Below are 24,111 nucleotides of genomic sequence, written 5' to 3' on the forward strand. Positions count from 1 at the left end.
TAAAAAATAATCCTGTTTTCTCAAAGGATCATCGCGAGATGCCGAAAGTCGGAATGGAACCGCTGCGCCGCAAGGCGCTGATCGACGCGACGATCTCGGCGATCGGCGAGCGCGGCTCGCTCGACGTCACCATGTCCGAGATCGCCGGACGCGCCGGGGTTTCGTCGGCTCTTGCCCATCACTATTTCGGCGCAAAGGACGAACTGTTGCTGGCGACGATGCGGCACATCCTGGCCGAACTGACCATCGACATGCGACGCGCCCTTCAATCGGCTGCCACCCCGCGCGAACGCGTTTCGGCCGTGGTGGCTGTCAATTTCTCCGACATCCAGTTCCAGCCGGAAACCATCGCCGCCTGGCTCGCCTTCTATGTCGAAGCGCAGAAATCGTCGGCCTTGCGCCGACTGCTCAGGGTCTATGCGCGGCGACTGCATTCGAACCTGATGAGCGGGCTGACCGGCATCTTGCCCAGAGCCGAAGCCGACCGCGCAGCCGAAGCGACAGCGGCGATGATCGATGGGCTCTACATCAGGCGGGCGCTGAAGGACGGCGTGCCCGACGCCGCGACCGCGATCGCGCTGGTCGAGGACTATCTCGGAACCAAACTCGGTGAGCGGTGCAAACAGTGACAATGAAGCGACCCAACTTCCTGATCGTCATGGTCGACCAGCTCAACGGCACCTTGTTTCCCGACGGTCCGGCGGAGTTTCTGCACACACCGCACCTGAAAGCGTTGGCCGCACGATCGGCGCGCTTTGCCAACAACTACACGGCGTCGCCGCTCTGCGCACCGGGCCGTGCCTCGTTCATGAGCGGGCAATTGCCGTCGCGCACCGGCGTCTACGACAATGCCGCCGAATTCGCCTCGTCGATCCCGACCTTCGCCCATCATCTGCGCGCCGCCGGCTACTACACCTGCCTGTCGGGCAAGATGCATTTCGTCGGGCCGGACCAGTTGCACGGTTTCGAGGAACGGCTGACGACCGACATCTACCCTGCCGATTTCGGCTGGACGCCGGACTACCGCAAGCCCGGCGAGCGTATCGACTGGTGGTATCACAATCTGGGCTCGGTGACCGGCGCCGGCGTTGCCGAGATCACCAACCAGATGGAGTATGACGACGAGGTCGTGTTCCTAGCCACACAGAAGCTCTATCAGCTTTCGCGCGAACAGGACGATGCGAGCCATCGGCCATGGTGCCTCACCGTCTCGCTGTCGCACCCGCACGATCCCTATGTCGCGCGCAAGCAGTATTGGGATCTCTATGAGCATTGCCAGGCGCTGGATCCGGAAACCGGGTTCATCGCGCATGACGAGCAGGATGCGCATTCCCGGCGGCTGTACCACGCCAGCGATTATCCTTCCTTCGAGATCACGCCGGAACAGGTGCGTCGTTCGCGGCAGGGCTATTTCGCCAACATCTCCTATGTCGACGACAAGCTGGGCGAGATCCTGGATGTTCTCGAGCGCACCCGCATGGCCGACGACACAATCATCCTGTTCTGCTCGGACCACGGCGACATGCTCGGCGAGCGCGGCCTATGGTTCAAGATGAGCTTCTTCGAGGGCTCGGCGCGCGTGCCGCTGATGATTGCCGGCAAGGGCGTTCACGCCGGGCTGATCGAGACGCCGGTTTCCAATCTTGACGTGGCGCCGACGCTTTGCGACCTCGCCGGCATCGACATCGCTGCAATCGCGCCGTGGACCGACGGCCAGTCGCTGCTGCCGCTCACCAAGGGTATTGAGCGCACCGCGCCGGTGCTGATGGAATATGCGGCCGAAGGGTCCAACGCGCCCTTGGTTGCGATCCGCGACGGCAGATACAAATTCGTCCATTGTGAACTCGATCCGCCGCAACTGTTCGATCTCGAAGCCGATCCGCTCGAACGGGACAATCTGGCCGACGACGCGGCCAATGCGGGCCTGGTGGCGGCATTCATGGACAAGGTCCAGGCGCGCTGGGACATGGCCGGCTTCGACGCCGCTGTCCGCGAAAACCAGGCGCGCCGCTGGGTCGTCTATCCGGCGCTGCGCAACGGCGCCTATTACCCCTGGGATTTCCAGCCGCTGCAAAAAGCGTCCGAGCGTTACATGCGCAATCACATGAACCTCGACAATCTCGAAGAGAGCAAAAGGTATCCGCGAGGCGAATGATGTCAGACCTTCTCGTCCCCTCCCTCGACCACCTCAAGCAGGCCTATGCCGTCACCTCCAGGGCGACGCAGATCACACCGCTGCTGGAATCGGCGGCACTGGCCCGCGAGACGGGTGCGGCCCGCGTCTTCATCAAGCCGGAATCGCTGCAATGGGCCGGATCGTTCAAGGTGCGCGGCGCCTATTGGCGCCTGAAGCAGCTTTCCACTGATGAGGCCAGGAAAGGCGTCGTCGCCTACTCCTCCGGCAATTTCGCGCAAGGGCTGGCGGCTGCCGGCCAGGCGCTCGGCATTCCCGTCACCATCGTCATGCCGATCGACGCACCGACCGCCAAGCGTGATGCTACGGCCGGCTATGGCGCCCGCGTCGTGCTGACCGACCATGGCGAACGCGCGCGTGAGGAAGTCGCCGCCGCCAAGGCACGCGAGATCGCCGAGACCGAAGGCTTGGCCCTGCTGCATCCATTTGACGATCCGGAGATCGTTGCCGGCCAGGCGGGCGCCGGCCTCGAAGCGCTTGACCAACTCGAAGCCAAAGGCGCCAGCGCCGATCTTTTGTTCTGCTCGGTCGGTGGCGGTGGGCTGATCGGCGGCGTTTCGCTCGCCTTCCACTATCTGTCGCCCGCCACTGAGATCATCGGCGTCGAACCTGAAGGTTTCAACGGCATGGGCTCGTCGCTGGCACATGGCAGCATCGAGACGATGCCGATCGGGCCGAAGTCGATCTGCGACGGGCTGATGTCGCGACGGCCGGGCGACGCGCCTTTCGCGGCAGTCAAGACCGCCGGTGTTCGCGGCATCACCGTCGACGACCAATCGGTGTGCAGCGCCATGCGGATCGCTTTCGAGCGCATGAAGCTGGTGCTCGAGCCCTCGGGGGCCGCCTCGCTCGCCGCACTGCTCGGCGGCAAGGTGGATGTGAGGGGCAAGACCGCCCTTGTTGTGGCTACCGGCGGCAATGTCTCGCTCGCCGATTTCATGGCGCATATGAACCATGCTTGAAGCAGATTTCGTCATCATCGGCTCCGGCTCGGCCGGCTCGGCCATGGCCTATCGCCTGTCTGAAGACGGCAAGCATTCGGTCATCGTCATCGAATTCGGCGGCAGCGATATCGGGCCGCTGATCCAGATGCCGTCGGCGCTGTCGATCCCGCTCAACATGAGCCTCTATGACTGGGGCTTTGCCAGCGAGCCGGAACCGCATCTCGGCGGCCGTGTGCTGGCGACACCGCGCGGCAAGGTTATCGGCGGCTCGTCCTCGATCAACGGCATGGTCTATGTGCGCGGCCACGCCCGCGATTTCGACCATTGGGCCGAAGAGGGTGCGGCCGGCTGGGGCTTCGCCGACGTGCTCCCCTATTTCAAGCGTATGGAAGATTCGGACGGCGGCGAGGATGGCTGGCGCGGCCACGGCGGGCCGCTGCATGTGCAGCGCGGCTCGCGTAAAAATCCGCTCTATGGCGCCTTTGTCGAGGCTGGTCGCCAGGCCGGGTTCGAACTGACCGAAGACTACAATGGTTCCAAGCAGGAAGGTTTTGGGCCGATGGAGCAGACCATCAGCGGCGGTCGCCGCTGGTCGGCGGCATCGGCCTATCTGAAGCCGGCGCTGAAGCGCAAAAATGTGAGTCTGGTCAAGGGCTTTGCGCGGCGCGTGATTATCGAGAATCAGCGCGCCATCGGCGTCGAGATCGAAGCTCACAAACAGATTCAGGTTGTTAAGGCGCGACGTGAGGTGATCGTCGCCGCATCGTCGATCAATTCGCCCAAGATACTGATGCTGTCCGGCATCGGCCCGGCCGAGCATTTGCGCGAAAACGGCATTCCGGTGGTGGCCGACCGGCCCGGTGTCGGCCGCAATCTGCAGGATCATATGGAGCTCTACATCCAGCAGGAATCATTGCTGCCGATCACGCTCAATTCGGTGCTGAATCCGTTCTCGAAAGCGCTCATCGGGGCGCAGTGGCTGTTCCTCAAGACCGGGCTTGGCGCCACCAACCATTTCGAAGCGGCGGCCTTCGTGCGCTCGCGCGCCGGCGTTGACTACCCCGATATCCAGTACCATTTCATCCCGGCGGCAGTCCGCTATGATGGCAAGGCGGCTGCGAAATCGCACGGCTTCCAGGCGCATGTCGGACCGATGCGCTCGAAGTCGCGCGGTTCGGTGACGCTGCGTTCGCCGGACCCGAAATCCAAGCCGGTGATCCGCTTCAACTACATGTCGCATCCAGACGATTGGGCGGAGTTCCGCCACTGCATCAGGCTGACGCGCGAGATCTTCGGGCAGTCGGCGTTCGACCCCTATCGCGGCAAGGAAATCTCGCCGGGCAGCCACATGCAGTCGGACGACGAGCTCGACATCTTCATCCGCGATCATGCCGAGAGCGCCTACCATCCTTGCGGCACTTGCAAGATGGGCCGCGCCGACGACATGATGAGTGTCGTCGATCCGGAGTGCCGGGTCATCGGCATCGAAGGCTTGCGGGTCGCCGATTCGTCGATCTTCCCGCGCGTCACCAACGGCAATCTCAACGCGCCCTCGATCATGACCGGCGAGAAGGCTTCCGACCACATCCTTGGCCGCACGCCGCTGGCGCCGTCCAACCAGGAACCATGGATCAATCCGCGCTGGCAGGCGTCGGACAGATAGAGCATGATCGTGTGACTGCACGATCCGCATGCCGCGAAAGACAATCTGGAGACTTCCATGCGCGCTCAGCCCACGGCATCGCACTATGTCAACGGACGCTACATCGAGGACGAAGGCGGCGCGCCGCTGCCGGTCATCTATCCGGCAACCGGTGAGATCATCGCCATGCTGCGCTCGGCGACGCCGAACGTGCTGGAACTCGCCGTCGAGGCAGCGCGGGCGGCGCAGCCCGCCTGGGCGCGGCTGAAGCCGGTCGAGCGCGGGCGCATCCTGCGCCGCGCCGCCGACATATTGCGCGCCCGCAACGCCGACCTCGCCCGCATCGAGACATTGGATACCGGCAAGGCGATCCAGGAAACGCTGGTGGCGGACGCCCCTTCGGCGGCGGACTGCCTTGAATATTTCGGCGGTGCGGTTGCCGCCTACAATGGCGAGTGGGTCGATCTCGGCGGACCCTTCGCCTACACAAGGCGCGAAGCGCTCGGCGTCTGTGTCGGCATCGGCGCCTGGAACTACCCGATCCAGATCGCCGGCTGGAAATCGGCACCGGCGCTCGCCATGGGCAACGCCATGGTGTTCAAGCCTTCGGAAAACACACCGCTTTCAGCACTCGCGCTGGCCGAGATCTACAGCGAAGCGGGGCTGCCTGACGGCCTGTTCAATGTCGTGCAGGGCTATGGCGATGTCGGCGCCGGGCTTGTCGGCCACGATGTCGTCGCCAAGGTCTCGGTGACCGGCTCGGTGCCGACCGGCCGCAAGGTGCTGTCGCTCGCCGGCTCGAAGATGAAGCACGCGACGATGGAGCTTGGCGGCAAGTCGCCGCTGATCGTGTTCGACGATGCCGACATCGAGAACGCCATTGGCGGCGCCATGCTCGGCAATTTCTATTCGACCGGGCAGATCTGTTCCAACGGCACGCGCGTCTTCGTGCAGAGCGGCATTCACGACCGCTTCGTCGAGCGTCTGATCGAGCGGACCAAGAAAATCCGCATCGGCGACCCGCTCGACCCCGAAACCCAGATGGGGCCGCTGGTTTCCAAGGCGCAGCACGACAAGGTAGTGGGCTATATCGAGATCGGCAAGCAGGACGGAGCAACGCTTGCCTGTGGCGGCAACGTGCCTTCGCTGCAGGGTTTCCAGGGCGGATTCTTTGTCGAGCCAACGGTGTTCACCGGCGTCACCGACACAATGCGCATCGCCCGCGAGGAGATTTTCGGGCCTGTCATGAGCGTGCTGAAATTCGACGGTGAGGACGAGGTGATCGACCGCGCCAACGACACCGAATTCGGCCTTGCCGCCGGCGTCTTCACGCGCGACCTGCCGCGCGCCCACCGCGTCATTGCCGAGCTGCAGGCCGGCACCTGCTGGATCAACGCCTACAATCTGACGCCGGTGGAAATCCCGTTCGGCGGCTTCAAGCAGTCGGGCATCGGACGTGAGAATTCATTGGCGGCGCTGGCACTCTATTCGCAGCTGAAGTCGATCTATGTCGAGACGGGCGACGTGGCGAGCCCGTACTGATCAACCCTCTACGCCTTCGGGTCGGCCGTGCTGTCCAGATACTGGGTCAGCGCACAGACCAGATGATAGAAGATGCTGGCCGGCACGTCCGATGCCAGTGAGCGGCCGCGCTCGTCGATGCGGTCGATCCACAGGCCGAGCGGCGCCGGGTCGATGTGCCAGCGAAACAGCCGGCCGACGCGCGCTTCGATCTCGGGCTTCAGGTCCGGCCCGCCCGAACCATCCAGCGCGATAGCCGCCTTCACCGCTTCGGCCTGCGGCCAGCTGCGTGATATCAGGTCGAGCGGCAGGCCCTGCCGCGAGACGGCGCCATAGGCAAGGCCGGTGGCGCGGTTGAGGCCATTGGCAGTGGCCGACGCGTAAAGTTTTCTGGCAAAGCCGCTCAATTCGGCCTGGCCGCTGCGTCCAGCGAAATCGACCAGCAGCGAGGCCCACTCGAAATGGTGGCCAGGCTCGGTCCATGACCCTTTCTCTCCTGCGGATGGCTTCCATTCGGCATCGAAATACTCGCCAAGCGTCCAGCTTTCCGGATCGAAGAAATGACTTCGGAAGAGGTCGATGATGCGCGCTGCGCGGCGCAGATGGGCGCGCTCGCCAGTCGCCTGATGCCAAGCGAGGAAGGCCTCGAGCAGATGCATATGCGGGTTGGAGCGGCGCTCGCCTTTGCCGTCCGATGTCTCGAGGAAGCCGGTCATGCGGCTGTCTTCGAGATGCGCATCGAGAAAGGCGAAGGTTTCCTCGCCGAGGCGCAAGGCGTCTGGATTGCCAGACATATGCGCATGCGCGAGCGCCAGGAGCACGCAGGAATGATCGTAGGCATCCTCGGTGGCGTCGGCGACCGAACCGTCGACATTCAGCGTCCGAACCCAGCCGCCCTTGTCGGTGCGGCCCTTGCCGGCCATGAAGGCGATGCCGTGGCTGATCAGCCGGTCGGCCGGACCGTCCCAGCCGCGCGCTCGGGCGACGGCGAAAGCATAGACCTGCCTTGCCATGGTGCGCATGCGCTTGGGCTTCATCAGCGGCGAGGCGTCCAGGCCGAGCGCTTCGTGAAAGCCGCCATGGCGTTCGTCGACCCCCGATGTCGACCACAGCGGCAAGGTCTCCTGAAACAGCCAGTGATGCACGCGCCGGCGCCAGGCGCCGCTTTCGATGACGCGGTCATGCGCCGGCGTGAACCTGGTTTCCAGGCGACCCGATTTTTCGAGCTGCTCGACGATCTTCTTGACGTGCTGGCTGTGGCTGACCGGGGCGACGAAGGTGGCATCCGATGTCGAAACGATGGCGATGTCCTTCATGCCGATCGCCGACAGCAGGCGGCCATCACTGCGAATGTAGGAATTCTCGCAATCGATAGCGACGACATCGCCGATGATGACATTGCCCCGGTCGTCGGCGGGGCCGACATCGAGCAGCGACTGCCAGGAGCCGAGATCGTTCCAGCGGAAGCCGGCCGGCACCATGGCGATGTCTTTTGCCCGCTCCATGATGGCGTAGTCGATCGAGTTCGACGGAATGGCGGCGTAGAGTTCTAGCGGCATGTAAAGGCCGGACAGATCCGATGTCGCTGCCCTGTAAGCTGCTTCGGTGGCCAGCCAGATATCCGGCTGGAACGCTATGAAGGCATCACGCATGGCGACGGCGCGAAACAGGAAGATACCGGTGTTCCAGTAGAAATTTCCGGCCTTGAGATAGCTTTGCGCAGTCTCAATATCCGGCTTTTCGACGAAGCGCGACACATCGAAGGTGCCGCCGCTTTCGGCCGCGACCTCGATATAGCCGTAGCCGGTCTCGGGCTGTGTCGGCTTGATGCCGAACACCACCAGCCGTCCACTGCGCGCTGCCTCGGTGCCGGCTTCGACGCTCTGCCAGAATTGGCGCGGGGTCGATATCTCATGATCCGACGGCACCACCAGCACCAGGCTGTCACCGAATTCGGACAGCGTGCGCAGCGTCGCCAGTGCGACGGCGGCGGCTGTGTTGCGCCCGGTCGGCTCGAACAGCGGACCGCCGCCGGCGAGGTCGAGACCAGCAAGATCGGCGTGAACGCGATCAGCATGGCGCTCCGCGGCGATCAGGAAGATCGGCGTTTCGCCTTCCGGCCGGGCCGTCAGCCGACGCAAGGTCTTGGCCAGCATCGAGCCATCGCCGGACAGATCGTGGAACTGCTTGGGGTTGTCCTCGCGCGACAGCGGCCACAACCTCGAGCCGACGCCGCCGCTCATGACAAAACTGACAATCCGCTCGGTCATTCAACTACCATTCAAAAGGTCTGGTTGTAGGCGCCCACCTCGGGGCTGCGGCGCAGCACGGCGTCGACAGCCTCGAACATCTCCCGTCGACGCTGCGACGACACCGGGCTTTCGACCACCACGACCAGTTCCGGTTTGTTCGATGAGGCGCGCACCAGCCCCCAGGTGCCGTCGTCGGCGACGACGCGCACGCCGTTGACGGTGATGAGGTCTGCGATCTTCTGGCCGGCGAAAACCATTCCATCCCGTTTCATGGTCTGAAAATCGGCAACCACCCGTTCGACCACGCCATACTTCACCTCGTCCGCGCAGTGAGGCGACATGGTCGGCGTGCCGAAGGTCAGCGGCAGCGCGCGATAAAGATCGGCCATCGAACTGCCCGGGCTGCGATCCAGCATTAGGCAGATGGCGATGGCGGTGACCAGCCCGTCGTCATATCCGCGCCCGATCGGCGGATTGAAAAAGAAATGACCTGACTTTTCGAAACCGGCGACAGCACCGAGTTCGGCGACGCGGCGTTTGATGTAGGAATGGCCGGTTTTCCAATAGTCAGTGACGGCGCCATTGGCGCGCAGCATTGCGTCGGTATGGAACAGGCCGGTCGATTTGACGTCGACGACGAAGGTCGAGTTGGGATGCTGGCTGGAAATATCCCTTGCCAGCATCACACCGACCTTGTCGGCAAAAATTTCATTGCCTTCATTGTCGACGACACCGCAGCGGTCGCCATCGCCGTCGAAGCCAAGGCCGATGTCGGCGCCTGATGCCAGCACCTTGTCCCGGATGGCATGCAGCATCCGCATATCCTCGGGATTGGGATTGTAGCGCGGAAATGTATGGTCGAGTTCGACGTCGAGCGCGATGACCTCGCAGCCGATGCGCTGCAACGCTTGCGGCGCGAAGGCGCCGGCAGTGCCATTGCCGCAGGCTGCGACCACTTTCAGCTTTCGGGCGATGCGCTTGTCGCGGGTCAGATCGTCGAGATAGGTCGCGCGAAAATCGCGGATGAAATCGTAGGAGCCGCCGCCGACGAGATCGAAATCACCAGCCAGCACGATCGCCTTCAGCGCGCTCATCTCTTCCGGGCCGAAGGTCAGCGGCCGCGCAGCACCCATCTTGACGCCAGTCCAGCCATTTTCGTTGTGCGAAGCGGTGACCATGGCGACCGAGGGCGTATCCAAAGCGAACTGGGCGAAATACGCCATCGGCGACAACGCCAGTCCGATGTCCCTCACCCGTGCGCCTGCGGCCATCAAACCGGACACCAGGGCCAGTTTGATCGACAGCGAATAGGAGCGGAAATCATGCCCGGTGACGATATCGGGACCGGCGCCGAGACGGCGGATCAGCGTACCAAGCCCCATGCCGAGCGCCTGGACGCCGATCAGATTGAGTTCCGGTCGTTGCGCGGAGCCGGGATGGCCGAACCACCAGCGCGCATCATATTCGCGAAAGCCGGATGGCTTGATCAGCGCTTCGGTTTCGAATTCGAAACTGTTGGGCCGGGCGTCGCCAACGATGCTGAAGGACAAGACTGGAAACTCCGAATGGCAGAAATTACGAATTGTCGAGGGCTGCGGCTTAGCACACAAGGCTTTAGGCCACGTTTATTCCGGAAGGGAATCCGGGCCTTTCGGGCAATGCTCGACGAAAGCCGACGAAATGCGACAGAAGTGCCGCCGTGCCGCTTGCAGGAACCAAGTGTGGCGGCTATAAGCCCGCGGTCTGGTCACGGAGTGTAGCGCAGCCTGGTAGCGCACCTCGTTCGGGACGAGGGGGTCGCAGGTTCAAATCCTGCCACTCCGACCAGAAAAAACAAAGAGTTAGCGCATCCCGACTTCGGCGCTCCACCTGCCCCTCAAGCGAGACTACTCGCGTCCCCGTCAGTCGGATGGCGAATTTCTATTCGCCGTGCCTCTGTGACTCGACCGACAGCGATGCCTGTTGCACTGGACAGTAACCAGACGGTCCAACCGGCCGCCTGATGTTTTCATGCGTGCGCTCGCGGACAGCTTCTGGAAAGATCCTGACGGATACGCGCGTCTCCGCTCAGCGGAGGCCAAAAAAGCTCAAGATCGCTATCACGATGACTACAGCTCCAACGAGCCAAATGATGTTGTTCATGATCTCTCTCCTGTTGCCTGGGGAAGCCCGCGCCTCTGGCGGAGAACGCGGGCCGACCAGCCTTTGCCGACTGATCTGCAGCAGACACCAAATCGTGATCCCGGCTGCGAGAATAAACCATCAGGCACGCCTAATGTTCCGTCGTGCGTCCTATGATCATAGGCGCCGGCATCATCACCACGACAGCGCTGTCGTGACAGGTTCCGTCCTCACCCATCGGCACCATCCCGTGGTGATCGAACGACGGGTACCGACGCTGGGATCCGGCCCCGATTCTTGATGGGAGTCGGGTCTTGATGGGAGTGGGGCCACGAGAGGCCTTTGGCACGCATCCCAATCACGCCCGCAACCAGACTTAAGTCCAGCCCCTGCCCGACCGAAGTCCAGGTTGGAAACGCTTGCCCTTGCCCCAAATTCGGGTGGTGGGCGAAAAATGATCAATGAAAACTAAAGAGCAGCAGCATGTCGAACCGTGAGACCAAGAAATCCCATGCCCTGGGCATGCGCATGACAGAGATCAAGGCCAGGATGCAGGAAGCCCAGATTACCGAAGACGAGATGAAGACCTTCCAGAAGGTCGCGGCCATCATGGAGGGCGACGAGGGCCGAATCGAGGTTGACGACCTGATTGCCGCGTCATTCCTCACCGACACGACGCTGAACAGCCAGAAGCGTTAAGCGACCATGCCGACGATTAGCAGACTTTTTGATTCCCCCGCCGATGCGGCGCGGGTCGCCAGCGACTTGGTGGCGGCCGGAATTCCTCGCGTACAGATCGCCATCATCGGGCCTTACAATAACGAGGCGGGATTTCTTAGGGTTTCCGCTTTGGGATCGTTACTTGGCGCTGCCGCCGGCGTGTTGGCCTGCCTGAGCGCCGTTGCGGCCTATGGCACCAATCCTGTTGCTGCGAGCGTGTTGCCAGCAGCGGTGGCGGGCGCGGTCTGCGGCGGCGTTGCCGGCGGTCTGCTTGGAACATTCGCCATGACAGCCATAGAGGCGGATGGTCAGGACGTTGCCGAGGGGGTGGTTCTGGTGACGGCGCATGTCGATGAAAATGACGCCGACATCGCTCAGGCAGTGCTCGGCGGTCGTCCCCCGTCGACGTTCGTGGCTGAAGCAGCGTAGGAAAGGCCCGCCCGACGTTGCCGAGACGCGCTCTCTGCGTTCACCAGTGATTGAACCCAACACGCGCCAGATAGCAATTCGAGTGGCAGAGAATGTTCCTGCGCCGGACGCAAAGCTGGCCGGTAGCAGGTTTCTTCGCGGGCCGCATATTTTGACGAAAAGGTCCGTCGGCTTTAGGGTTGATGGACCTGATGGAGTCAGCGAAACGGCGGGCCGAGTGCGACATGAATTTGAATTCAACCACAGCCCCGCCCTTGATTCTTGTGATGACGCTGGTTCTCTTCGCTGGCTGTTCATCGCTCGGCAGAACCGTCGATGCAGCGAAATACGATTCGATGACGTGCACCGACCTCAACAGGGCGATGGGAGACGTCGCCCGTGACATCTCGCAAACGGCAATCACGCGCGGCAAGGTGGCCAACACCAATGTTCCACGCTGGCTGCTCGGCGGCTCACGCGTGAAGACCGCGGTAGCCAACCGTGAAACAGCCAGGATCGACCGGCTTAAGCAGCAACAGGATGCCATTGCCGCTGTGCGAGCACGCAAGTGCCTCAGGTCCGCGAATTGAGCGGACAGCCAATGCCTCGGTGCGGAGCCCGGTTCAGGCGCTCAGGCGAAATCGCGTCACGTCGATCGCCGCGGCCATCAGCGTCTGTGTGTAGGCGTGCCGCGGATCGATGAAGATCGCCTCAGTCGGCCCTTCCTCGACGATCTTGCCCTGTTTCATGACGATGATGTAGTCGGCCATGGCGCGCACGACCGACAGATCGTGGCTGATGAAGAGATAGGACAATTCGTGGTCCGCCTGCAGCTTGCGCAGCAGTTCGACGATCTGTTTCTGCACAGAGCGATCGAGCGCTGAGGTCGGCTCATCCAATACCACCAGCCTGGGCTTCAGGATCATGGCGCGAGCAATGGCGATGCGCTGCCGCTGGCCGCCGGAGAATTCGTGCGGGTAGCGATTGCGTGCGTTGGGGTCGAGGCCGACCTCGCGCAAGGCGTCGACCGCGCGTTGATCACGCTGCTTGCCCGAAAGATCAGGCTCATGCACCAGAAGTCCTTCGGTGATGACCTGGCCGACGGTCATGCGCGGCGACAGCGAGCCGAACGGGTCCTGGAAGACGAGCTGCATCTGGCGCCGCAGCGGCCGCATCGCCTGCCTGTCGGCTTGGGAAATGTCGCGATCGCCGAAGCGGATAATTCCGTCGCTCGGCAACAGCCGCAGCAAGGCGCGGCCGAGCGTCGACTTGCCCGAGCCGGATTCACCAACGATGCCGATGGTCTGGTTTCGCTGCAGCCGGATCGAGATGTGATCGACGGCACGCAGCATCAGCGGTTCACCAGCAAGAAACCCGCCGCCAATCCTGAACGTCACTTCGACATTTCTGCCTTCGAGCAGCACCGGAGCATTGGCGGGCGGCGGCGCCTTGCTGCCGGTCGGCTCGGCCGCCAGCAGCATTTTCGTGTAGGCATGCTGGGGATTGACGAAGATGGCCTCCGCCTCCCCCTCCTCGACAACCTCGCCTTGGCGCATGACATAGACCCGGTCGGCAAAGCGGCGGACGATGCCAAGATCGTGGGTGATGAAGACGATCGCCATGCCGAGCTTGCGCTGCAATTCGGCCAGAAGCATCAGGATCTGCGCCTGGATGGTCACGTCGAGCGCCGTCGTCGGCTCGTCGGCGATCAATATGTCAGGGTCGTTGGCGAGCGCCATCGCGATCATCACACGCTGGCGCTGGCCACCTGACATTTCATGCGGATAGGATTTCATCCGCCGCTCGGGATCGGGAATATGCACCAGCCGCAGCAGCTTGAGCGCCTCTTCCCGCGCCTCGGCGGCATTCAGGCCCCGGTGCCGGCGGATCGGCTCGATCAACTGATTGCCGATCGAATAGAGCGGATCGAGCGAAGTCATCGGCTCCTGAAAGATCATGCTGATCTTGCGGCCACGAACCTGGTTGAGCTCGGATTTGCTGAGCGTCAGAAGATTGCGGCCGCGATAATCGACGCTGCCTGTCGCTTCGCCGTTCGATGCCAGCAGGCTCATCGCCGCCATCATCGTCTGGCTTTTGCCGGACCCGGATTCGCCAACCACGGCAACGGTCTCGCCCGCATTGACGTGGATGCTGATGCCCTTCACCGCCTCGACTGCGCCGTCGAGCGTGCGGAAGCGGACACGCAGATCCTTGACGCTGAGGATCGTTTCGGAAGCAGCCATCTTAGCGATCCCCATCTTATCGATCTCTCGGGTCCAGTGCGTCGCGCAGGCCGTCGCCGACGAAGTTCAGCGCGAACAGCGTCGAGACGAGGAAGAAGGCGGGAAACAGGAGCAGCCAGTTGGCGGTGCCGATGTTCTTGGCGCCGACCGAGATCAGCACGCCCCAGCTGGTCATCGGCTCCTGCACGCCGAGGCCGAGAAACGACAGGAAGCTTTCCAGGATGATGACCTGAGGCACCAGCAGCGTCATGTAGATCACCACCGGGCCGAGCAGGTTGGGGATGACGTGGCGCAGCAGGATACCGCGCTGGCCGACACCCATGGCTTCCGCCGCCTGGACATATTCCTGCCGGCGGATCGACAGCGCCTGGCCGCGCACGATGCGCGCCATGTCGAGCCACAGCACGGCGCCGACCGCCAGGAACATCAGCACAAAGTTGCGGCCGAAAAACACTACCAGCATGATGACGAAGAAGATGAAGGGCAAGGAATAGAGCACGTCGACGATGCGCATCATCACCTCGTCGACCTTGCCGCCGGCAAAGCCGGCAGCGGCCCCGTAGACCACGCCGATGACCACCGCCACGACACCCGCGAGCAGGCCGATGGCCAGCGATATGCGCCCGGCCATCAGCGTGCGCGACAACAGATCCCGGCCGGTGTTGTCGGTGCCGAACAGGAAATATTGCTGCTTGATCGAGGCGCTCATCGTCACTTCGAGACCGTCGGGCGACTTGCTCTCGATCTTGGTGCCGTCAAAGGCATCGGAACGGTCGAGATAACGGATGTTGCGATCGTCGATCGGCCTGGTCGACTTGACGGTGACGAAGACCTGGTTGCCTTCCTGCCGCCACTCCTTGATGTCGACCCGCATGCGCTTGATCGCTTCGGTGAGCGCCGTCTCGATCATGTCGGCCTTCGGATAGGCTGACAGGCTTGGCGGCATACGCACATAGTCGGCATAGATGGTGGTGTATTGATGTGGCACGAACCACGGCCCGAACACGCTGACGACACCGATCAGGGCAAGGTAGTACAGGCTGAACATGGCGGCGCGATTGGCCTTGAGCCGCGCCCAGGCATCCCCCCAGAGCGAACGGCCGATGACGGTGGGGGCTGTGGCTGCGATGTCAGTCATAGCGCACCCTCGGATCGACGACCGCGTACATGACGTCGACGATCAGGTTGAAGACAATGGTAAAGATGGCGATCACCACCACCGTTCCCATCACCAGCGTGTAGTCACGATTGAGCGCGGCATCGACGAAATAGCGGCCGACGCCTGGAATGGAGAAGATCGTCTCGACAATGACCGAGCCGGTCAGCAATGCCGCCGCCGCCGGACCGGTGAAGGAGACGATCGGCAGGATGGCACCGCGCAGCGCGTGCTTGACCACCACCGACCAATCGGACAGGCCGAGCGCGCGCGCCGTGCGGATGTGGTGGGACCGCAAGGATTCGATCATCGAGCCACGCATCAGCCGGGCGACGATGGCGATCTGCGGCAGAGCGAGCGTCAACACCGGACCGACCTTGTTGATGAAAGCGCCATCGCCCCACCCACCGATCGGCAGCAGCCTCCAGTTCAGCCCGAACAGGAGTTGGATCACCGGCGCGATGACGAAGGTTGGGATGGTGCTGCCGGCCGTCGCCAGCGCGATCACCGTATAGTCGCCAAGCTTGTTCTGGTTAAGCGCCGCAATGGTGCCGAGCACACAACCGAGCAGCAGCGCCAGGACGAGCGCCGAGGCACCGAGCTGAACCGATATAGGCAGGCCCTTGGCGAAGAGTTCGGTGACGGTGAAGTCCGGCATGTTGTAGCTCGGGCCGAAATTGCCGCGCAGCAGATTGCCGAGATAATGGACGAATTGCAGCCAGAGCGGATCGTTGAGGCCGAACTGGGCTTCGAGATTGGCCCTGATCTCGGGGCTCAGCCCCCGCTCCTGGTTGAATGGGCCGCCCGGCGCGACGCGCATCAGGAAAAACGCCATGGTCACGATGACGAACAGCGTCGGGATGGCGGTCAGAAGCCGCCGTAATACGTATCGCAGCATCGGTGCCCCGCTTGACCCAGAGCAACGCGCGTCCAGTTGGACGGTTGCGCCCTAGCCTTCAAATCTTCGCACCGACATGCCGAAAATCGATTCCGGTTCCCGGGCCGATGCGATGGCAAACCAGCACCGCCGCGCATCGAGTTGCGCGGCGGCCCAGCTAAGGATCAGTCCTTGCTGATGAAGCGGGACGGATGGATGTCCATCACATTGTCGTCGAAGCCATGCAGCTTCGAGGAAACGATGTCGTGGAAGCTGTAGTAGAGAAGCGGAATGTTACCGACGTCATCGACAAGGATGCGCTCGGCCTCAGTGAGGTCCTTCATGCGCTCTTCCGGCTTGCCGCCGGCAGCCGCAGCCTTGTCCATGGCCGCTTCATATGCCGGGCTGACATAGCTCGAATAGTTGTTGCCGCTGGCCTTGCGGGTGATGCCGAGGAAGGTCTCCGGATCCTTGTAGTCGGCGATCCAGGCGGCACGCGCCACGTCGTAGTCGCCCTTCTGCTCGAGGAAGGAGTAGTGGGTCTTGGTGTCGGTGTTGACGAGCGAGACGTCGATGCCGAGCGGCTTCAACTGTTCCTGGATGGCGACGGCCGTGTTCTTGTGGTTTTCCGAAGTGTTGTAGCGGATCTCCATCTTCAATGGATGCTCGGGCGTATAGCCGTGTTTCTCGAGGGTCTTCTTGGCAGCGTCCTCGCGGTCGATCTGCGACATGTCGGCGTATTTGGCCATTGCCGGCGTGTAGCCCGCGATTCCCGGAGGCACCATCGAATAGCCAGGCAGCATCGAGTTCTGCCAGACCTTCTCAGCGAGGAAGTCGCGGTCGATCGCCATCGAGATGGCGTTGCGCAGTTCGACATTGTCCCAGGGCGCCTTGTCGGTCTTGATCGCATAATAATAGGTGCCGAGATAAGGTCCGACGCGGACCTGGTCGCCGAACTTGGTCTTGAGGTCAGCGAGCTGTTCGGTCGGCAGGTCGCCGTAGCTGTCGAGTTCGCCGGCCTCGAACCGCTTCATTGCCGATGAGCGGTCTTCGGTCGGGATATAGTTGACGACGTCCATCTTGACGGTCGCGGCGTCCCAGAATTTCGGATTCTTGACCAGCTTCATGTGGTCGTTGGGAATCCACTCGGCCAGCGTATAGGCGCCGTTCGAAACGAGATTACCCGCCTTGATCCAGTCGGCGCCGAGCTTTTCGATCGAAGCCTTGTTGACCGGATAGGTGGCTTGGTGGGTCAGCATCTCCAGGAAGTAAGGCGTCGGCGCCTTCAGCGTGACTTCGAGGGTATTTGCTTCAATCGCTTTGACACCCATATCTTCCGGCTTGCCCTTCTTGGTGTTGACGTCCTCCGCACCCTTCACCGGGTACAGCATCGAGGCGTATTCGGCAGCGGTGGCCGGATCTTCCAGCCGACGAAACGAATAGACGAAATCGTCCGCCGTCACCGGGCTGCCATCCGACCAGAAGCCATCCTTGCGCAGCTTGAAGGTGTAGACAGTGCCGTCGTCGGACACTGTCCAGCTTTCGGCCGCGCCCGGAATGAGGTTCGTCTTCTGGTCATGCATGACCAGGCCCTGGAACAAGTCGCGTATGATATCGGCTTCGTAGACTGTCGAGGTCTTGTGCGGATCGACCGTCTCCGCTTCGGCGGCGCTACCTCTGTTATAGACGGTCTCGGCGAAAGCCGGCGTGTAGAACGTGCCGGCGGCCAGCGCCATGGTCGTGGCGAGCACCGTCGCCTTCAGCATGTTTTTCAGCATGAAGTTCTCCCTGTCGGCGCTGCCGTTGGCGCGCCTAGTAAGTGTTGACGCCCTGGAGTCGATATCTGACCCCTTTGAGCGCGCCGCTGGTTCCCGTCCTGCGGCTCGTGCCCAGACACTAACGCGGAGAATTTTTATTTCAACAGACTCTCTGGGTCACCCAAAGTAAGGCGGACGAAAGCTATGGCGTGGCCACTGAAACACCAGCCGAAACCAGAAGCTTGACTTGGTTTCTTCACCTAGACGCCATTTTTCACCGCGAATCGGAGCCATGCCAGTTTGCCGGAATGTCTTAATGCGTTCTTAAGCAACCTGGGGTTACATTATGAGTACCTTCTATATGGTTCGAACTTCAGACGCGTGGCGGCTATGAGTAACAGAGAAAGTAAATTGCCCAAAATCCGTCAATTAACGCGGAAATTTCAAGAAGAACGGGGCACTTCTGCGGTCGAATTTGCCTTACTTTCACCGATTTTCATTCTCCTTCTACTCGGAATGGTTGCGTATGGTATATACTTCGGCGCCGCCAACTCGATCCAACAGATCGCAGCGGATGCCGCCCGCACGGCAATTGCCGGATTGAACCAGACCGAACGCCAGACGCTCGTAGCCAGCTTCGTCAGCAACAATGCCGGCGGATATCCTTTCGTGGATGTCAGCAAGTTGACCTACCAGGCCAACGACAGCACGGCTGATGGAAGCCAGTTCGTGGTTTCCATCCAGTACGACGCCCGCAACCTGCCGATCTGGAACCTTTTCCCGGGCATAGCCATGCCCGGGACCACGATCAAGCGTCAGTCAACGATCAGGGTCGGGGGCATTTGAATGCTGCTGCACGCGTGCAATGGGATCGGCCGCCTTGCCCGGTTGATGCTGAGTGACAGGAAAGCGAACTTCACTGTCATGGCGGCATTGAGCGCGCCGGTGGCGCTTGCGCTGGCCGCGGTGGCCATCGACGAAGCCTCGATCTACACCGAGCGCCGCGAAGCCCAGGCAATGGTGGATTTGGCGGCGATCACCGCCGCCTCGAACATGACCAAAGTCAACACAGCGGTTGTCACCACGCTGACCGACAACGGCATGCCAGGGGTTGTCGTTCAAAGCTCGGGACAGACGATCGAGCCGTCGGCCGGCAAAACCGTCGTGACGGTCACGCCCGGGCGATATGTGGCATCCGGTGCCAATGTGGGCCAGCGTTTCCAGGCCAGCGTAACACCCTACAATGCCGTCCGTGTCACCCTGAAGAAGATCCCGGCCCGCTATTTCGCGAGTTCGCTGATCCCCACCCCCGTCATCGGCACCCAAGCCATCGCCAGCATGACGCCGCAGGCGACGTTCTCGGTCGGATCGAGGCTCGCCAGCCTCGATGGCGGTATCCTCAACGCGCTTCTCGGCGGACTTCTCGGCAGCAACATCTCGCTCAGCGTCATGGACTACAACGCGCTGCTCTCCGCGGATGTGAGCGTGCTCTCCTTCGTCGACGGCCTTGCCACACAGTTGAACCTGACCGGCGTGTCGTATTCGGATGTGCTGGCATCGAAGGCGACCGTCGGCCAAATCGCCACGGCCATGGCCAATGTGCCGGGGCTTGGCAACACGGCCAAGTTCGCCCTGCAGACGATCGCTTCCAAGTCGACCAGTACGGTCCAGATCCCGCTCAGTCATCTGATCGATCTCGGCTCCGTCGGCAAGTTGGGCCTCGGTCAAAAGCCGGCCGGCCTTGGCGTCGATGCCAGCGCGATGGGCATGCTGACCGCCGCCGCCGGACTGGCAAACGGTTCGAAGCAGGTCGACGTCGCCCTCGGCGCCGCCATTCCGGGGGTGCTGTCGACCACGCTCGCCATCGCCATCGGCGAACCGCCGCAATCCTCGCCGTGGCTGGCGGTTGGAGAAGCCGGCACCGTGGTTCGCACCGCGCAAACGCGCATCAAGCTGCTGGTCACGGTCGGCGTCGGCAATCCAAACCTGGGCGGCGGTATCAGCCTGCTGTCAGTCAAGCTGCCGCTGAATGTCGAAGTGGCCTACGCCGAAGCAAAGCTGACCGACATCAGTTGCCCAACCGGCCCCGACAGCCTGAAGGTTACCATTGCCGCGAAGCCCGGCATCGCGGCGGTGAACCTTGCCGCCAGCGATGCCGATAACAGCCCCACCGCCTTCGCGGATTTCAGCAACCCGCAGTCGTTCTCCGACGCCAACATCGCGGATGTCAGCCTCAATCTGCTGCTGTTAAAAATCCCGCTAATACTGGTGAAGGGTTCGGCGGGTGCCGACATCACCAACGTCAGCCCGACCAACCTGGTCTTCAACAAAACCGAGATCGCCGCCAAAACCATCAAGACGACGCCAACACGGGACATTACCCAGACGCTGACAACGTCACTGGTCGACAAGTTGTCGCTTTCCGTCAATGCGCTTGGTATCCTCGGGCTTGACATAACGGCGTTGCTCGGCACCGTGAAGCCAGCTGTGACGACGCTTTTGAAAACCGTAACGGCACCAGTCGACACATTGCTTTACAACCTGCTCGATACGCTCGGCGTGCATCTCGGCGAGGCCGATGTCCGGGTCACCGGCGCGACATGCGGACGTGCCGTGCTGGTGCAGTAACGGTCCGGGTATCAGTCGAGCCTGCCAAAAAAGACTCCGAGCGCTGGCAGCAAAAGCTCGGTCGTGACGATCGCGGTGCCATCCAGCTGTACAACCGCTCCGATATTCCCCGGCAACGGCCAATTGGCCGGTCCTCCAGCGAAATTGAAGACACAGAGCAGTCTTTCACCGCCGCCCTCGCGAATGAAAGCGAGCACGTCACCCTCGGCGTCGAGAAAGCGGATCGAGCCTGATACCAGAGCCTCATGCTCCCCGCGCAAGGCCAGCGTGGTCCGATAGGACTTCAGCACCGAGGCCGTGTCGGCATTCTGGACGTCGACCGCGCGGGCGCGATGGCTGGCCGGTATCGGCAGCCACGGCCTGGCCGTGGAGAAGCCCGCATTGTCGGCGCCGGCCTCCCAGACCATCGGCGTGCGACACCCATCCCTGCCCTTGACGCCTGGCCAGAAGCGGATGCCGACGGGATCGCGCAGATCCTCATAGGCCAGTTCCGCCTCCTCCAGGCCCAGCTCCTCGCCCTCATAGAGGCAGATCGAGCCGCGCAGGCAGGACAACAGCATGATCGAGAATCTTGCGACCGCGTCGGGATCGCTGCCCGGCCTTGTCCAGCGGCTGACATGGCGCACCACGTCATGGTTGGAGAACGCCCAGCAGACCCAGCCGTCGGAAACGGCCGCTTCGAAGGCTTCGACGCAGCCACGCACATGCGCGGCCGAGAACTGCGGACCGAGCAGGTCGAAGGTGTAACACATATGCAGCTTGTCGCCGCCTGACGTGTAGGCGGCGAGCGTCTGCAGCGAGCGGCCTTCATCACCGATTTCGCCGACCGCGGCGCGGTCGTCATATTCATCGAGCAGCGTCCTGAAGCGGCGCAGGAACGCCAGGTTTTCCGGCTGCGTCTTGTCGAACAGATGCTCCTGGTAGAGGTAGGTGTTGGTCTCGCTGTTAGTGCCGGCGACGCTCGACGCCAGGGGCGGATTGCTGCGCAGCCAGCGGTCATGGACATAGTAATTGACCGTATCGAGCCGGAAACCGTCGACGCCCCGCTCCAGCCAGAAGCGCACCGTGTCGAGAAGCGCGTCCTGGACCTCCGGGTTGTGGAAATTCAGGTCGGGCTGCGAGGCTAGGAAGTTGTGCATGTAGTATTGCCGGCGGGTCGAATCCCATTCCCAGGCCGGGCCACCGAACACCGAGAGCCAGTTGTTGGGCGCGCCGCCATCGGGCTTGGTATCGGCCCAGACATACCAGTCCGACTTGGGGTTATCGCGGCTGGCGCGGCTTTCGACAAACCAGTCGTGCTTGTCGGACGAATGCGACAGCACCTGGTCGATGACGATCTTCAGGCCGAGACGATGCGCCTCGGCGACCAGCGCATCGAAATCTTCGAGCGTGCCGAACACCGGATCGACATCGCAGTAATCCGACACGTCGTAGCCCATATCGGCCATCGGCGACTTGAAGAAAGGCGACAGCCAGACGGCGTCGACACCAAGCGAGGCGACATGGGCGAGCCTCGACGTGATACCCGCGAGATCGCCGCTGCCGTTGCCGGTCGTGTCCTGGTAGGAGCGCGGATAGATCTGGTAGATGACGCAACCGCGCCACCATCCGGTCTTGTCACTCGCCGCCATCGCGCTTCTCCCCTGTGCCGGCTTGCGCTCGTTCGATCATGAAGATCACCGCCCGTCCCGATATCGGTCGCGAGCTGTCCGCCGCATCCGGCGCTTCGATGGCTGGAGCCCAGAAGAATCCGTCTCGCTCAGGCAAGGTGAACATGCAGGCCCGGCGATCGCCGTTGATAAGCACCGCAAGACGGCGGTCATCCTCGGCGGCCAGGATCATGACCAGGCGGTACCGCTGCGGATCCTGCCAGCTCTGTTCGTCGAGCGGCGCGCCTGTCTCGGTCAGCCATGCGACGTCCGGTATCTCCGAACCTGCCGGTGGCTGGCCAGTGAGGAAGCTTGTGTCGGAAAGCGCCGGCATCGACCGGCGCAGCCTCGAGAGTTCCGCCGTGTAGCGCTCCAGCGCCTGGTCGCGGCCGGCCCAGTCGAGCCAGGTGATCTCGTTGTCCTGCGCATAGGCGTTGTTGTTGCCCTGCTGGGTACGGCCGAACTCGTCGCCTGCGGTCAGCATGATGGTGCCGCGCGAGGCAAACAGCGTGGCGAGCAGCGCGCACTGATCGTTCTGGCGAGACTCCCATACGGCCGGATCGTCCGCATCCCCTTCGACGCCGCTGTTCCAGGACAGGTTTTCATTGTGACCGTCGCGGTTCTGCTCGCCATTGGCTTCGTTGTGCTTGCGCTCGTAGCGCACGATATCGGCGAGCGTCATTCCGTCATGGGCGGCGATGAAATTGACGGTCCGACTGGCGTTTTGCCTGTTCGTTGCGAACACATCGGACGAACCGGCAAGCCGGGTCGCCAGCGCACCGACCATGCCGGCGTCGCCGCGCCAGAAGCGCCTGACGTCATCGCGATACTTGTCGTTCCATTCGAGGAATGGCGGCGGAAAATTACCGAGCTGATAGCCGTCGGAACCGATGTCCCACGGCTCGGCGATCAACACCCGATCGGCCAGCAGCGGGTCGTCGCGCATCGCTCTCAGCATCGGCGCCTCGGCATCGAATGTTCCTTCAACCCTGCCCAGAATTGGCGCCAGGTCGAAGCGGAAGCCGTCGACGCCGGCATCCCTGACGAAATGGCTAAGCGTGTCGAGGACCATCTCCTGGACGACAGGATGATCGCAAGCGACCGTGTTGCCGGTGCCGGTATCGTTGGCCAGCCCGCCGTCTGATGAGTGCCGGTAGTAGGCCTGGTTGTCCAGGCCGCGCAGCGACAACGTCGGGCCAAGCCAGTCGCTCTCGCCGGTGTGGTTGAAGACGAGGTCGAGGATGACGCCGATGCCAGCCTCTCGCAGCACGGCGACCGTGTTTCGCAACTCCATGATGCCGCCTGGCGCCAAACGCGGATCGAGGGCCATGAAAGTCACGGGATTGTAGCCCCAGGCGTTGCGCAGCCCGAGCGGCGGCAAATGTCGCTCGTCGATCGACGCGGTCACCGGCATCAGTTCGACCGCGTCAACCCCCAGTTCTTTCAGATGCTCGATAACCGCCGGGTGAGCAAGTGCGGCGACTGTTCCGCGCAATTTTTCGGGAATGTCCGGATGCAGCATGGTGAAGGCGCGCACCGGCACTTCGTAAATAAGGCCGCCCGGCTGGAATAGCGGCGGGGCAGCCTGCACCGGCTTCGGCAGCGCAGCGGCAATCGCCTTCGGCATCAGCGGCGCGGTATCGGCGCCCTCGCCCCGGCGCTGGGCCAGCCGCCAGTCATAGACATAGGACCTGTCGATCTCGACGGCATATGGATCGGTCAGGAGCTTGGCGGGATCGAACCACAGTCCGCGTTCCGGCGCGTAGTCGCCATCGGCGCGAAAGCCGTAGCGGATGCCCTGGCCAAGGCCCGCAATGAACAGCGCATGGACGCCCTCACCTTCCGGCTGCAGTTCGAGCCGTTCGATTTCCCGGTTGCCCTGCTCGTCGAAGATCGAGACCCAAAGCCGACGGGCCGCCTGCGACCAAGCGGCAAAGCGGATGCCTTCGCGGGTGACGGTGGCGCCGAGCTGGGTCATGCAGTCTCCCCCTTCGCCCCT

18 protein-coding genes and 1 tRNA gene are annotated in these 24,111 nt (G+C 62.5%); 11 read left to right on the forward strand and 8 right to left on the reverse strand.

Annotated elements, in window-relative coordinates:
• The first annotated feature begins 38 nt into the window (after positions 1 to 38).
• From betI to betB, 5 genes are read left to right on the forward strand one after another with little or no spacing between them, the layout of a single operon-like run.
• The gene (betI, locus tag AC0L2U_RS04235) at positions 39 to 629 is read left to right on the forward strand and encodes a choline-binding transcriptional repressor BetI (RefSeq protein WP_127810947.1); all 591 of its coding nucleotides are present in this window, start codon (positions 39 to 41) and stop codon (positions 627 to 629) included.
• Positions 626 to 2,155, forward strand: coding sequence for a choline-sulfatase (betC, locus tag AC0L2U_RS04240; protein ID WP_473601450.1), 1,530 nt, complete (start codon positions 626 to 628; stop codon positions 2,153 to 2,155). The genes betI and betC overlap by 4 nt, the downstream gene beginning before the upstream one ends.
• Entirely contained in the window at positions 2,155 to 3,156 is a 1,002-nt protein-coding gene (locus AC0L2U_RS04245; protein ID WP_127810949.1) for a threonine/serine dehydratase, read from the forward strand. Before betC ends, AC0L2U_RS04245 begins: the two co-directional genes overlap by 1 nt.
• Positions 3,149 to 4,801, forward strand: a complete 1,653-nt coding sequence (betA, locus tag AC0L2U_RS04250; protein WP_292699198.1) for a choline dehydrogenase — start codon at positions 3,149 to 3,151, stop codon at positions 4,799 to 4,801. Before AC0L2U_RS04245 ends, betA begins: the two co-directional genes overlap by 8 nt.
• A 57-nt stretch (positions 4,802 to 4,858) precedes the next feature.
• Complete coding sequence (gene betB / locus AC0L2U_RS04255; protein ID WP_127397156.1) at positions 4,859 to 6,322, forward strand: betaine-aldehyde dehydrogenase; 1,464 nt, start codon at positions 4,859 to 4,861, stop codon at positions 6,320 to 6,322.
• A gap of 8 nt (positions 6,323 to 6,330) precedes the next feature.
• Here betB and AC0L2U_RS04260 read toward each other — a convergent pair whose 3' ends face one another.
• Positions 6,331 to 8,571 carry a mannose-1-phosphate guanylyltransferase/mannose-6-phosphate isomerase gene (locus AC0L2U_RS04260; protein WP_127810952.1) on the reverse strand — a complete coding sequence of 747 codons (2,241 nt, stop codon included), beginning with the start codon at positions 8,569 to 8,571 and terminating at the stop codon, positions 6,331 to 6,333.
• Between the two features lie 11 nt (positions 8,572 to 8,582).
• A complete protein-coding gene (locus tag AC0L2U_RS04265; RefSeq protein WP_127396722.1) occupies positions 8,583 to 10,103 on the reverse strand; it encodes a phosphomannomutase/phosphoglucomutase in 1,521 nt (506 codons plus the stop codon).
• Between the two features lie 200 nt (positions 10,104 to 10,303).
• Here AC0L2U_RS04265 and AC0L2U_RS04270 point away from each other — a divergent pair.
• The 4 genes from AC0L2U_RS04270 (at position 10,304) to AC0L2U_RS04285 (ending at position 12,392) form a co-directional block, all read left to right on the forward strand.
• A tRNA-Pro gene (locus tag AC0L2U_RS04270) sits at positions 10,304 to 10,380 on the forward strand.
• Between the two features lie 777 nt (positions 10,381 to 11,157).
• Positions 11,158 to 11,373: a hypothetical protein gene (locus AC0L2U_RS04275; RefSeq protein ID WP_164874012.1), complete on the forward strand. Its 216-nt coding sequence runs from the start codon at positions 11,158 to 11,160 to the stop codon at positions 11,371 to 11,373.
• A gap of 6 nt (positions 11,374 to 11,379) precedes the next feature.
• Positions 11,380 to 11,823 carry a hypothetical protein gene (locus AC0L2U_RS04280; RefSeq protein ID WP_245481754.1) on the forward strand — a complete coding sequence of 148 codons (444 nt, stop codon included), beginning with the start codon at positions 11,380 to 11,382 and terminating at the stop codon, positions 11,821 to 11,823.
• Between the two features lie 224 nt (positions 11,824 to 12,047).
• Positions 12,048 to 12,392, forward strand: coding sequence for a hypothetical protein (locus tag AC0L2U_RS04285; protein WP_127396723.1), 345 nt, complete (start codon positions 12,048 to 12,050; stop codon positions 12,390 to 12,392).
• 33 nt (positions 12,393 to 12,425) lie between these two features.
• Here AC0L2U_RS04285 and AC0L2U_RS04290 read toward each other — a convergent pair whose 3' ends face one another.
• The 4 genes from AC0L2U_RS04290 to AC0L2U_RS04305 form a co-directional block, all read right to left on the reverse strand.
• A complete protein-coding gene (locus AC0L2U_RS04290) occupies positions 12,426 to 14,045 on the reverse strand; it encodes an ABC transporter ATP-binding protein (protein WP_127810954.1) in 1,620 nt (539 codons plus the stop codon).
• A gap of 16 nt (positions 14,046 to 14,061) precedes the next feature.
• Complete coding sequence (locus tag AC0L2U_RS04295; RefSeq protein WP_127267925.1) at positions 14,062 to 15,183, reverse strand: ABC transporter permease; 1,122 nt, start codon at positions 15,181 to 15,183, stop codon at positions 14,062 to 14,064.
• Entirely contained in the window at positions 15,176 to 16,099 is a 924-nt protein-coding gene (locus AC0L2U_RS04300) for an ABC transporter permease subunit (protein WP_473601453.1), read from the reverse strand. The genes AC0L2U_RS04295 and AC0L2U_RS04300 overlap by 8 nt, the downstream gene beginning before the upstream one ends.
• Before the next feature lie 164 nt (positions 16,100 to 16,263).
• Positions 16,264 to 17,856, reverse strand: a complete 1,593-nt coding sequence (locus tag AC0L2U_RS04305) for a peptide ABC transporter substrate-binding protein (RefSeq protein WP_473601455.1) — start codon at positions 17,854 to 17,856, stop codon at positions 16,264 to 16,266.
• Between the two features lie 369 nt (positions 17,857 to 18,225).
• Between AC0L2U_RS04305 and AC0L2U_RS04310 the strand changes: the two genes are divergently transcribed.
• Together AC0L2U_RS04310 and AC0L2U_RS04315 are read left to right on the forward strand one after the other, a co-directional pair.
• Positions 18,226 to 18,681, forward strand: a complete 456-nt coding sequence (locus AC0L2U_RS04310; RefSeq protein WP_473601457.1) for a TadE/TadG family type IV pilus assembly protein — start codon at positions 18,226 to 18,228, stop codon at positions 18,679 to 18,681.
• Positions 18,682 to 20,463, forward strand: coding sequence for a TadG family pilus assembly protein (locus AC0L2U_RS04315; protein WP_127396102.1), 1,782 nt, complete (start codon positions 18,682 to 18,684; stop codon positions 20,461 to 20,463). It abuts the gene before it with no gap.
• A gap of 11 nt (positions 20,464 to 20,474) precedes the next feature.
• Here AC0L2U_RS04315 and bglA read toward each other — a convergent pair whose 3' ends face one another.
• On the reverse strand, positions 20,475 to 22,094 hold the full coding sequence (gene bglA, locus AC0L2U_RS04320) for a beta-galactosidase BglA (RefSeq protein WP_127396101.1): 1,620 nt from the start codon (positions 22,092 to 22,094) through the stop codon (positions 20,475 to 20,477).
• Positions 22,081 to 24,090 (reverse strand): glycogen debranching protein GlgX, encoded by a 2,010-nt coding sequence (gene glgX, locus AC0L2U_RS04325; protein WP_127810958.1) that lies wholly within the window; start codon positions 24,088 to 24,090, stop codon positions 22,081 to 22,083. Before glgX ends, bglA begins: the two co-directional genes overlap by 14 nt.
• Between the last annotated feature and the right edge of the window lie 21 nt (positions 24,091 to 24,111).

Source organism: Mesorhizobium sp. WSM4808 (assembly GCF_055811675.1).

Excerpts from the sequence above, each read along its gene's own strand:
- betI (WP_127810947.1), top strand. The coding sequence starts at position 39 with ATGCCGAAAGTCGGAATGGAACCGCTGCGCCGCAAGGCGCTGATCGAC.
- AC0L2U_RS04245 (WP_127810949.1), top strand. The coding sequence starts at position 2,155 with ATGTCAGACCTTCTCGTCCCCTCCCTCGACCACCTCAAGCAGGCCTAT.
- betA (WP_292699198.1), top strand. The coding sequence starts at position 3,149 with ATGCTTGAAGCAGATTTCGTCATCATCGGCTCCGGCTCGGCCGGCTCG.
- betB (WP_127397156.1), top strand. The coding sequence starts at position 4,859 with ATGCGCGCTCAGCCCACGGCATCGCACTATGTCAACGGACGCTACATC.
- AC0L2U_RS04260 (WP_127810952.1), bottom strand. The coding sequence starts at position 8,571 with ATGACCGAGCGGATTGTCAGTTTTGTCATGAGCGGCGGCGTCGGCTCG.
- AC0L2U_RS04275 (WP_164874012.1), top strand. The coding sequence starts at position 11,158 with ATGTCGAACCGTGAGACCAAGAAATCCCATGCCCTGGGCATGCGCATG.
- AC0L2U_RS04280 (WP_245481754.1), top strand. The coding sequence starts at position 11,380 with ATGCCGACGATTAGCAGACTTTTTGATTCCCCCGCCGATGCGGCGCGG.
- AC0L2U_RS04285 (WP_127396723.1), top strand. The coding sequence starts at position 12,048 with ATGAATTTGAATTCAACCACAGCCCCGCCCTTGATTCTTGTGATGACG.
- AC0L2U_RS04290 (WP_127810954.1), bottom strand. The coding sequence starts at position 14,045 with ATGGCTGCTTCCGAAACGATCCTCAGCGTCAAGGATCTGCGTGTCCGC.
- AC0L2U_RS04295 (WP_127267925.1), bottom strand. The coding sequence starts at position 15,183 with ATGACTGACATCGCAGCCACAGCCCCCACCGTCATCGGCCGTTCGCTC.
- AC0L2U_RS04300 (WP_473601453.1), bottom strand. The coding sequence starts at position 16,099 with ATGCTGCGATACGTATTACGGCGGCTTCTGACCGCCATCCCGACGCTG.
- AC0L2U_RS04305 (WP_473601455.1), bottom strand. The coding sequence starts at position 17,856 with ATGCTGAAAAACATGCTGAAGGCGACGGTGCTCGCCACGACCATGGCG.
- AC0L2U_RS04310 (WP_473601457.1), top strand. The coding sequence starts at position 18,226 with ATGAGTAACAGAGAAAGTAAATTGCCCAAAATCCGTCAATTAACGCGG.
- AC0L2U_RS04315 (WP_127396102.1), top strand. The coding sequence starts at position 18,682 with ATGCTGCTGCACGCGTGCAATGGGATCGGCCGCCTTGCCCGGTTGATG.
- bglA (WP_127396101.1), bottom strand. The coding sequence starts at position 22,094 with ATGGCGGCGAGTGACAAGACCGGATGGTGGCGCGGTTGCGTCATCTAC.
- glgX (WP_127810958.1), bottom strand. The coding sequence starts at position 24,090 with ATGACCCAGCTCGGCGCCACCGTCACCCGCGAAGGCATCCGCTTTGCC.